The sequence below is a fragment of the Vibrio sp. D431a genome, assembly GCF_030248655.1.
In the GTDB taxonomy this organism is placed as follows: domain Bacteria; phylum Pseudomonadota; class Gammaproteobacteria; order Enterobacterales; family Vibrionaceae; genus Vibrio; species Vibrio alginolyticus.
Genome location: NZ_JAHGAP010000019.1, coordinates 237,061 through 247,013, shown reverse-complemented (window position 1 = coordinate 247,013; position 9,953 = coordinate 237,061). Strand labels below are relative to the sequence as shown.

The 9,953-nt window shown below is 43.1% G+C and carries 10 protein-coding genes; 5 read left to right on the top strand and 5 right to left on the bottom strand.

All coding sequences use genetic code 11. The features are described 5' to 3' along the window. The 5 genes from KJB35_RS17485 to KJB35_RS17465 form a co-directional block, all read right to left on the bottom strand. Nucleotides 1-1,425: VWA domain-containing protein (locus tag KJB35_RS17485; RefSeq protein ID WP_285469444.1), on the bottom strand; the 1,425-nt coding region annotated here is incomplete at its 3' end. Further along, entirely contained in the window at nucleotides 1,418-2,422 is a 1,005-nt protein-coding gene (locus tag KJB35_RS17480; protein ID WP_025768550.1) for a VWA domain-containing protein, read from the bottom strand. The genes KJB35_RS17485 and KJB35_RS17480, both read right to left, overlap by 8 nt. Then, a complete protein-coding gene (locus KJB35_RS17475; protein WP_085569364.1) occupies nucleotides 2,415-2,891 on the bottom strand; it encodes a DUF4381 domain-containing protein in 477 nt (158 codons plus the stop codon). The genes KJB35_RS17480 and KJB35_RS17475 overlap by 8 nt, the downstream gene beginning before the upstream one ends. 37 nt (nucleotides 2,892-2,928) lie before the next feature. Next, a complete protein-coding gene (locus KJB35_RS17470) occupies nucleotides 2,929-3,855 on the bottom strand; it encodes a DUF58 domain-containing protein (protein ID WP_017821861.1) in 927 nt (308 codons plus the stop codon). 13 nt (nucleotides 3,856-3,868) lie between these two features. Further along, nucleotides 3,869-4,825, bottom strand: coding sequence for a MoxR family ATPase (locus KJB35_RS17465; RefSeq protein ID WP_017635415.1), 957 nt, complete (start codon nucleotides 4,823-4,825; stop codon nucleotides 3,869-3,871). A gap of 310 nt (nucleotides 4,826-5,135) precedes the next feature. Here KJB35_RS17465 and KJB35_RS17460 point away from each other — a divergent pair, with 310 nt between their 5' ends. From KJB35_RS17460 to KJB35_RS17440, 5 genes are all read left to right on the top strand, one after another. Further along, nucleotides 5,136-7,052 (top strand): methyl-accepting chemotaxis protein, encoded by a 1,917-nt coding sequence (locus KJB35_RS17460; protein ID WP_213907570.1) that lies wholly within the window; start codon nucleotides 5,136-5,138, stop codon nucleotides 7,050-7,052. 56 nt (nucleotides 7,053-7,108) lie between these two features. Next, entirely contained in the window at nucleotides 7,109-7,309 is a 201-nt protein-coding gene (locus tag KJB35_RS17455) for a restriction endonuclease subunit S (protein WP_005375165.1), read from the top strand. Nucleotides 7,310-7,555: 246 nt separating this feature from the next. Continuing rightward, nucleotides 7,556-8,224 carry a LuxR C-terminal-related transcriptional regulator gene (locus KJB35_RS17450; RefSeq protein ID WP_021707603.1) on the top strand — a complete coding sequence of 223 codons (669 nt, stop codon included), beginning with the start codon at nucleotides 7,556-7,558 and terminating at the stop codon, nucleotides 8,222-8,224. A gap of 228 nt (nucleotides 8,225-8,452) precedes the next feature. Next, entirely contained in the window at nucleotides 8,453-9,109 is a 657-nt protein-coding gene (locus KJB35_RS17445) for a LuxR C-terminal-related transcriptional regulator (RefSeq protein WP_213907571.1), read from the top strand. A 206-nt stretch (nucleotides 9,110-9,315) separates the two neighbouring features. Continuing rightward, nucleotides 9,316-9,906: a calcium-binding protein gene (locus tag KJB35_RS17440; RefSeq protein ID WP_005375168.1), complete on the top strand. Its 591-nt coding sequence runs from the start codon at nucleotides 9,316-9,318 to the stop codon at nucleotides 9,904-9,906. The last annotated feature ends 47 nt before the right edge of the window (nucleotides 9,907-9,953 follow it).

The window sequence follows — 9,953 nt, the reverse complement described above, 5'->3', positions numbered from 1 at the left end:
TTGCTGTTGCTGTTGCTGTTGCTGTTGCTGTTGCTGTTGCTGTTGCTGTTGCTGTTGCTGTTGCTGTTGCTGTTGCTGTTGCTGTTGCTGTTTTAGCTTTTCTTCTACAACCGATAGGTTTTTCTTCGCGGCTTCAAAGTTAGGCTTTTCCTCTAGCAGTTTTTTATACAAATCAGCCGCATCTTCTAATTGACCATTTTGAGCGAGCGAGTTGGCGAGGTTATAGCGGCCGTTAAGGGAGGCATCATGAGAAAATGCTTCGATAGCGGCTTCGTAGTCACCTTTTTGATAACTGGCGGCTCCTTTCCAGCTTGGGTTTGTAAATAGGTTTTGCGCCTGTTCATACTCACCTTGCTTGTAGAGTTCCGCTCCTTGTTGGTCGGCATTTAAGAACGGATTAGCTTCTGCATGCGGTGTCCACGTTACTGGGACTGCAGTCGCAACTACCACCCAAATCAGGCCGCGTCGAAACAGTAAAGCCGCAGGAAGAAGTAACAACGGCAGTAACCAAAAGCCACTGTTGAGACGAGAATCAGTTTTAACTTCTTCGCTTTGGGTCGCAGAAAGCTGGCTACCAATGTTATTAGTAAAGGCCGCGATATTTTCAACATCACGGTTGGTGTGCTGAATAGGAACAAATAGACCGCCAGTTTTATTCGCTAGCGTCTGTAGGTTTTTCAGGTTTGTTTTCGCTACGACGGTTGTGTCTTGTGCCGTTTTTAGCAGAGAGCCATCGGGCAGCGCGATAGGCGCACCGTTAGGAGTCCCGACGGCAAGAACAGAAATGCGAAACTTTGTACCTTGGACTAAATCTAACGCGCGAGACAGCTCTGACGTATCAAGATCATCCGCTAACACGATGATATCGCCTTGTTGCGTGCCGACTTGAGAAAACTGGTTGATCGCAAGTTCAATCGCGGCAGGCAGGTTTGCCCCTTGAAAAGGCATCAGCTCTGGCGACAAATTTTCGATAATGCCCGCAAGCGTACTGGAATCAGTTGTCAGTGGACTTAAGTTATAGGCATCGCCAGCGTAAGCAATAAGTCCAGTGGCTCCCTCTTTCCATTTTGGCAGCAAATCGAGCGCCTTATAACGTGTTTGTGCTAGCCGATTGGGTTTGATGTCTGTAGCAAACATAGAGCGAGACATATCAAGTACCAAGATACGGTTTTGGTTTAACTCAAAGCTTGGTCGAGCATTGGACTGCCAGCTTGGCCCCGCTAATGAAATGCAAGTTATTGCCCAAGCTAAACCCCATAGAGTGAAGTAATGCTTAGACTGCGTGTTTTGTCCGAGCATCCGCGATAGGTGAGGGGCAATCAGTGTGGACTTTTGGGCTCTAAATTTGTGATTAAGCAAGAGTGCTATAGGGATCACGATGAGCCCTAAAAGCCAATAAGGATTGAGGAAAATAAACTCAGCCATGTTTTCTCCTTAATAGGAATAACAATACCGATAATACAAATGCAGCGCTTAATGGATATGGAAACCATTCAGACTGTGGGCGCCAAGTTTGTGTGTCGCTAGATACGGGTTCTAGCTGGTTGATTGTGTCATAAATCTTTTCGAGCTCTTCCGTATCTCGCGCTCGAAAATATTGTCCACCTGTCACCTCTGCCACTTTAGTCAGTGTTTGTTCATCTAAGTCGGCTGCGGTGTTGACTTTGCGAGTCATGAAAAACTCTTTCACCATCATTTCACCAGCGCCCACGCCTACGGTGTAAATAGTGGCGTTGTATTTTTTCGCAATTTCCGCTGCTTCTAGCGGCTCGAGCACCCCTGCAGTATTGCTGCCGTCACTGAGCAAAATCATGACTCGTTGGGGAGCATCACTGTCTACAAAGGTTTTTGTGCCTAAACCAATACCATCACCAATGGCGGTTCGTTGACCAACCAAACCGATGACGGTTTGATTAATCTGTTGCATGACGCTTTTTCGGTCTGCAGTGAGTGGTGTTTGCAAATAAGCATGGTCGCCAAACAAAACAACTCCGAGACGGTCACCTTTTCTCTTTGCTACGAAATCAGACAGAACTTTTTTGACTGCTGTGAGGCGATCGATATATTCGCCGTTGAGTTCCATGTCTTCCTGCTGCATCGAACCGGACAGATCGACGACTAACATCAAGTCCCGATATTTGGGTTGGAATTCAACGGGATCGCCAAACCAAACTGGACGCGCACAAGCGACGACAAGAAGGCCCCAGATCGCGATTGAAAGCGCTTTTTGCAGGGCTTGCTTAGGTTTGCTGCTATTCTCATTAGTTGGTAAGTACGCCAATTTGATCTCGGCTTGTTGAGATTCTTGTGGCAGGAACTTGTATACCAACCAGGGGATGGGCAACAAAAACAGTGCCCACCACCAGACAAATTCAATGTTTAGCCATTGGGCAAGGTCGGTTATGAGTGTTTGCTCAGTCACGGTTATTTGCCTTTTTCTTTGGTGGCAAAGCGTAGGTTATCCAAAAGACACAATCGTCTACCAAGCTTTGATGCTGCCCTTGGGAAGAATTCTGATACAACGCTTCTTGCCACTGATGTTGTTTGTCTACGAATCGAGTCTCTTTGGTATGGCTATCGAGAAATTCATACCAAGCGATTCCGGTTAATGGTGCGATCTCTTCACGCGGAAAGTAACTCAATGCTGCCTGGCGCAATATTTCCAGAGCAGAAGAGGGGGTATGAGGCGCGGTAGGTTGAGTTAAAAGTGTTAATGCTGTCTTTTTTGCGCGTAAGTGTTTTTTACGCCATCTCACATAAAGACAAATGCCGAAAACGAAGAGCAAGGTGGCTGCAAGCACCACCCACCATCCCCAAGCGAGCGGAAACCAATCCGGTGCGTTTGGCAAAATCAAAGGTTCAAGGTCTAGGCTTTGGTTGTTTGTTGTCATTATTATTACTGCTTAATAAATACTGCTTGTCAGTTTGTTAGCTTAATTGTGAAATTAAGGGCCAGCCACTTGATAGCGTGTTAAATGGAATTGCTATTGAATGGCATTGCTGCTTAATGGTTTCTTGATGTTGGGTAAAATGGCTTTCGAGTTCTCTTCGTTGTCCTTTAGAGCCAAAGTTAAACCATTGACTATGCAGCCCATCCGAAGCTTTCACTTGACCTCTAAAGTCTGTTTCGCCTCTTTCTAACGGATCATAAAACTGAACAGCCCTTACGCTATTGTGTTGTTTGAGTCGACGTAGTTGTGCCAGTTCCGTTGGTATTACGTGGGCAAAATCACTGAGCATAATCAATTCGCTGCCTTTTGGGGTGAGCGTATGAAGTGTCTCCAATACTTGTGCATACGGCAGTGTACGAGTGTCGTTGCTTGCAGTACGAGTTACTTGCGCATTATGTATGTCGACTATGGCGTTAAGAATCCGCAGCCCTTGTCTTTGTAAAGAAGAGGGGCGAAATTCAAGACATTGATGTCCGTCATCAATCACTGCGCCGATGCGATCTTTTTTAGCTAGAGTTAGCCAAATTAGAACACTGGCAAAGTGGGCCAATTGAACGGATTTGAGTACATACTTAGATCCAAAATGTAGACTAGAACTTAGATCAAGATAAAGAATGACCGCTTGCTCTTTATCTTCTGCAAACAACTTCGTATGTGCTTTACCGGTCCTAGCGGTGACTCGCCAATCAATGCTGCGAATATCGTCGCCAGGTTGATATTGGCGCACCTCCATAAAATCCATACCTCGCCCTTTTTGGCGACTGGTATGGTTACCACTCATCTGCGACCAGAGACTCTGTGCTGGTGGTAACCAACGTACAGATTGAGTGCGATATTGGAGCAGCTCTTCAAGGGTTAATGTCACCCCATTCGCATGAGGTGGTAATGAATGTGTAGCGGACATATCACTCACTCGTTTATGCACTGCCAACAAGGTTTAGCAGTTTATCGATGACCTGGTTTGCCGTAATGCCTTCAGCTTGAGCGTGGTAACTCAATAATAAACGGTGGCGCAGTACCGGATAAGCCATGGTTTGAACATCTTCCGGAGAGACAAAATCACGACCAGCAAGCCAAGCGTGCGCACGTGCACAGCGATCAAGAGCGATGGTAGCACGCGGACTCACACCCATTGACAACCATTTGTCCAACTCAGTGTCATATTTGTTGGCTTGACGTGTCGCCATAACTAAACGGACGATGTACTGCTCTATCGTTTCTGCCATATGAATATCCAACACTTCTTTACGTGCGGTGAATATATCTTGTTGGCTTAACATTGGGCGTTCAACCTTTGCTTCGCCTTTTGCTTCTCCGCGGTTAATACGCAAGATAGATAGCTCATGCTCCGCATCTGGGTATTCCACTTCTAAATGCAATAAAAAGCGGTCTAGCTGCGCTTCAGGAAGGGGGTAGGTCCCTTCTTGCTCTATCGGGTTTTGAGTTGCCATAACCAAAAACAACTCTGGCAGCGGGTAGGTATGACGACCTGCTGTGACTTGTTTCTCTGCCATTGCTTCAAGCATTGCCGCTTGTACTTTGGCTGGTGCACGGTTTATCTCATCCGCAAGAATAAGCGAGTTGAAGATAGGACCTGATTGGAAAGTGAATTCTCCGGTTTCGGGACGGAAGATATCGGTGCCGGTTAAATCGGCTGGCAGCAAATCAGGGGTGAACTGAATGCGGTGGAAGTCGCCTTCAACACAGTCTGAGAGTGATTTTACTGCACGGGTTTTTGCTAACCCAGGAGGGCCTTCAACTAAAATATGCCCATCCGCAAGAAGCGCAACAAGCAGTTGCTTTACCAGATCTTGCTGTCCGATGATCTGCGACTCTAAGTATTGCTGAAGAGTTTCGAAGTTAGATTTATGCATGCTTTGGACTCTCGGTATCCATATGATTTTCGTGTTGAGTATTGGTCATTTTCCATGTGAAAAAAGTTCCAACGCTCTATTGCAATTTATCTTTTCAATATTGGGACGCTACAGAGAATTGCAAGTACGTGCTATCTCTGAAAGTGCTTATTTGACAGTGTGTTACATTTATTTTTCATAATATAATGAGAAATGCCTCTAGTTTTGTACATATGAGCCGATAAAGATTCCGTGGTGTGCGTGTCATGAGATATGCACCTGATTCCCCTTGTGGGGCCAATAACAAGTGATTCTTTTAAAAGGTCCGAATATGTTGAAACTTCATTCCTTGAGCATCAAACAGAAGGTTGTACTTGGCATTACGTTTGCTGTTCTAGCATCAACAATCATTGTTGGTGTTATGGCTCAGCGTCATGCGAGAGATGTATTGAGCCATCGTCTTATTGACATCGAGCTACCTGCGATGTTGCAGCAAATCAATACCGAAATTGACCGCGAAGTTGTCGAAATGCAACAAGCGGCAAAACAGCTGGCTACAAACGAATTTATTGTTGAAGCCCTATCTAATACAGACCGTGATCCGTCAGTAGAAGTTCAGTTGGTTCAGCAGCTCAATAACGTTAAATCACAGTATGGTCTTAATGATGCGTCGGTAGCGAATCGTCAAACGGCATATTACTGGAATCAAAACGGATTCTTACGTCAACTTAACCGAACGCAAGATGCTTGGTTCTTTGGATTTACGTCGTCTGGTCAAGAAACGTCCGTGAGTGTGTTCCAAGAGGCAAATGGCGAAGTGAAAATGTTTGCCAATTTCCAAGATCTTAATGGTACATCAATGTCAGGTCTCTCTAAATCTATGGGAGACATGGTTACTTTGCTCAATGGGTTTAAAATTGAAGATACGGGTTACGTGTTCCTCACTAATGAACAAGGCCAGATTCAAATACACCGCCAACAAGGTAAGAACCAAACTTCTATCACTAAACTATTTGGTAGTGACGCAAGTGCGCTGTTGAACAAAAATAGCTTCAACCTAATTAATGTGGAGTTTGAAGGGCAGGATACTTTTGTTTCTAGTTTGTATGTTCCTTCAATGAACTGGTTTGTTATTGGCGTGGTTCCCGTTGATGAAGTATTCGCAGACCTGAATGCGACAGCTAAAAAAATGCTGTTTACGACCATCATTGTTGCCGTTGTATTCATCCTCATGGGCGTATGGTTAGCAAACAGCATTACGAAACCAATCCGACTGATTGCCGATCGTTTTACCGACCTTGGGCAAGGTGAAGGCGATTTGGCGCAGCGTATTGAAATTAAGGGTAATGATGAAATTGCTCAGCTTTCAAAAGGCTTTAATGGATTTATTGAGAAGATTCATGCCACGATTAAAGAGGTTGCTTTAACCAGTGGCTCATTAAGTCAAGCGGCAGAAAGTGTGTCAACGAAAGCAACATCCACACACGACAACAGCCAAGAGCAGCGTGATCAAACCATTCAAGTAGTTGCAGCTATCAACCAAATGGGTGCGACCATCAGTGAAATTGCATCGAACGCTGCTACCGCTGCTGATACGGCAAATCAGGCTTCAGATAACACTCAAACTGGTCGAGAAGTTGTGATGAAAGCAAAAGAGGTGATCAGCCGCCTAGCCGATGATGTTGAAACAACCAATATTGTTGTTACGCAGTTGGCATCGACAACCAAAGATATTGGCTCGATTCTGGGTGTAATTCGTGACATCTCTGAGCAAACGAATTTACTTGCGCTAAACGCTGCAATTGAAGCTGCTCGTGCTGGTGAGCAGGGACGTGGTTTTGCGGTTGTTGCTGATGAGGTAAGAAACCTAGCTTCACGCACGGCTGATTCTACAGAAGAGATTCAGCGCATGATCAATCAGCTTCAAAGTGACGCACAAGACGCGGTAAATGCTATGGAAGCGGGCAAAGCGGTCACCATAGAAGGGGTTACTTCTACCGATGAAGCAGTCGAGGTATTAATCAGTATTTCTGAACGAATCACCGACATCTCTGATCGTAATACACAAGTTGCAACGGCGACGGAAGAGCAATCCACGGTGGTGCATACCATTAATCAAAATATCGAAGAAATCAACGCGATAAATGAAATGACAACCGCGACAGCAGAAGAGTTGGCGGATGCAAGTCGCGATCTTCAAGCGCTCTCTTCTCGTTTAGACAAGATGGTTGGTAGCTTCAAGTTATAGAGTTGGATAGAATAGGCGAAGTTTAAAAGTTCAATCATTAATTTTAGGTAAGTACTATGAATGACTTCGAAAAAGAACTAGAGCAAATTTCTCAAGAAACCGCTCAGGAGCCAGAAGTAAAACTGCCGTCGCTAGAAGAGCAAAAAGCGATCGTCGCTGAGCTGAAAAAGCTGGAAGCGGAAGGTAAGCTGACGCCAGAAGTGTTAGAACAACACTTTGGTAAGTTTAACCAAAAAAACGCAGTTCCAATCCACTAAGTTAGGTGGTGTTTTGCCTCTAACGTGCGTGATTAAATCACCTGCTCAAACACAAAAAGGGAGTTTATACTCCCTTTTTTAATGTCTGAAAAATGCTAATACCTCTCATATACTTGCCACTTAAAAATTATTGACACTTCAATGAGTTATTAATTAGTACTAGTGATTTTCATACTTGACAATACTACCGCTCTATCTAAATCTATTGCGTATTTCAATAAAAACGACCAAGGGAATGCGATCAGGATGGAGCAGCAAAAAAAAAGAAACGTTATTTTAATCACGGAGGGAAGTCTACAGTCATCTCTGTTGAAAGATGTATTGGAGACCAAACTCGGTATTAGTGTTGCTCTAATCACGCCAGATAATCTGATTCACGGAGTGTTACATGAATCTCTTGCATCAGCCATTATTGTTGATTGCAGCGTGATCACGGATGAAATTTTTCGCCGTTATGCGGAGTTTAAAGCGGCCAAGCAGAAAGACACGCTTGAAATCTTAATTAATTGTGAGCAATCCATATCGACAGAAGACCTCTTTGCTTGGCGTACTTTGGCCGGTATTTTCTATACCTCTGATGATATAAAAACGTTGCAAGTTGGTATTGGTAAGGTGCTTCAAGGAGATATGTGGTTCAGCCGTAAGTTTTCTCAGCAGTACATTACTTACCTTCGTCGACATTGCAAACCTATAAATAAGAATGTTTCCGCTATTCTGACCAAACGAGAGCAACAAATAATTACCTTTCTTTCCATGGGGGCGTCCAATCAACAAATCGCCGAACAATTATTTGTCAGCGAGAATACGGTAAAAACGCATTTACATAATATTTTCAAGAAGATTGATGTGAAAAATAGAGTTCAAGCACTTATTTGGGCAAAGGAAAATATTTCAGACAACTCGTTAACGGTGTAATGCTATTGCAATATTAGGTTGCCTAATTTAGTAAACTCTTAATAATTTCTGTGACCTGAATGTGTTAAAAGTGTTTCTTTTATGAGAAACACTTTTTTTGGTTCTCTTTTTAATAACTTTAGAATTTAAAAAAGTAGCAAATAACTTTACTCTGTGAACTAGCACTTACATATCAAACTAAGTGCTGACGATTAACTACTAATTTAAGAATGTTAAGTCACTGAAAGTATGAGAAACTTTATGGAACAGTATATGGAAAAGCCTGAAATCCTAATGCTCACTCAACAAAGTTTACAGAGTGAAAACTTTAAGGAAATGCTTTCTAAAAATACAGAAACTAAAATAACGATCATTGATACTAAAAACCCTAGTTATCATGAACTCATTCCGGAACGCTACTTTTTGCTTGTTGATTTTTCAGTTGAGATTCCTTCCGAAACTTTAGTTTATTTAAAAGATAGTAATAAAGTGCTAGGAACCATAATGCTTAATCTAGGTTATGACTTAGACACAGAAGAACTCGCTTCTTGGCCTCATGTAAAAGGTATATTTGGTCCAGGAGATTCAATGGACAAGGTTTGTCAGGGATTAAAAGCAATAATAAAAGGGGATAATTGGCTGTCTCGAAGATTACTTGATCAGCTAGTAAATTATTATCGAGGCAGAGAAGTAAATAGCATTATCGAACCTGCTATTGAGGTTGAGCTTACTCGGCGTGAAGTTCAGGTTTTAAAAATGTTGAAAGAAGGTGGTTCAAATATGGAAATCGCTGATTCTTTATTTATCAGCGAGCATACTATTAAATCACATCTATACAATATTTTTAGAAAGTTAGAAGTAAAGAACCGTACGCAAGCTACAAGTTGGGCTAAGAGAAACCTGTAGTACTAGTATTAACTTGCTGTAATAAAAAGAAAATACTCTATAAAGTACTAAATTTTATATTTATTATTAAAATGTCAGTCTGAAATATCATCCCATATTCAAACTTATTCCTATTCAGTTGACTATTAGACTTCTCATGTCGTGACGAATCTAGTCAGACGTGGAACAGAAGGTCTATTCAATTAATAAGCTAAGAGGGAATAAAAATGAGCGCAAGTGACAATGACACGTATTTAGGCGATGCAGGTGTAAATAACCAATTTGCTGATTTCGATGGCGGCGATGATTTGTTTATCGGTTTTGGTGGTAATGACTCGTTTGTTGGCGGTGGCGGTAATGATTATGTGATCGGCGGCGACGGCGACGATCGCCTAACTGGTGGTGCTGGAGATGACATCCTTAGGGCTGGTACAGGAAACGACTACCTCGGCGGTGGTACCGGTAATGACTTGCTGTTGGGTTTGTTGGGTGACAATAAATTAAATGGTGGTGTCGGTGAAGATATTCTTGTTGCTGGTTCTGGTGACAACGTTTTAGTTGGCGGCAGCAATGGCGATAAGTTTGTGTTCACGGATAAGTTTGGTGGCCATGGCGAAGCCAAAGTTGTTGATTTCACCATTGGTGAAGACTCTTTGCACATCATTAGCGACTCTGTCACTGACTTTGGTGATTTAAGCTTTAGCTACGATGCAGTTGGGAATGCAGTGTTTACCGATGGGGCTGATCTAACAGTGAAACTTATTGGCGTGACTGAAACTGACATCAACACCTATGGTGCAGATCTGTTCGTAATCTAAACGACTGAAAATAACTCTGGATGGGAATTAGTTTGCGTGGCTCTGCC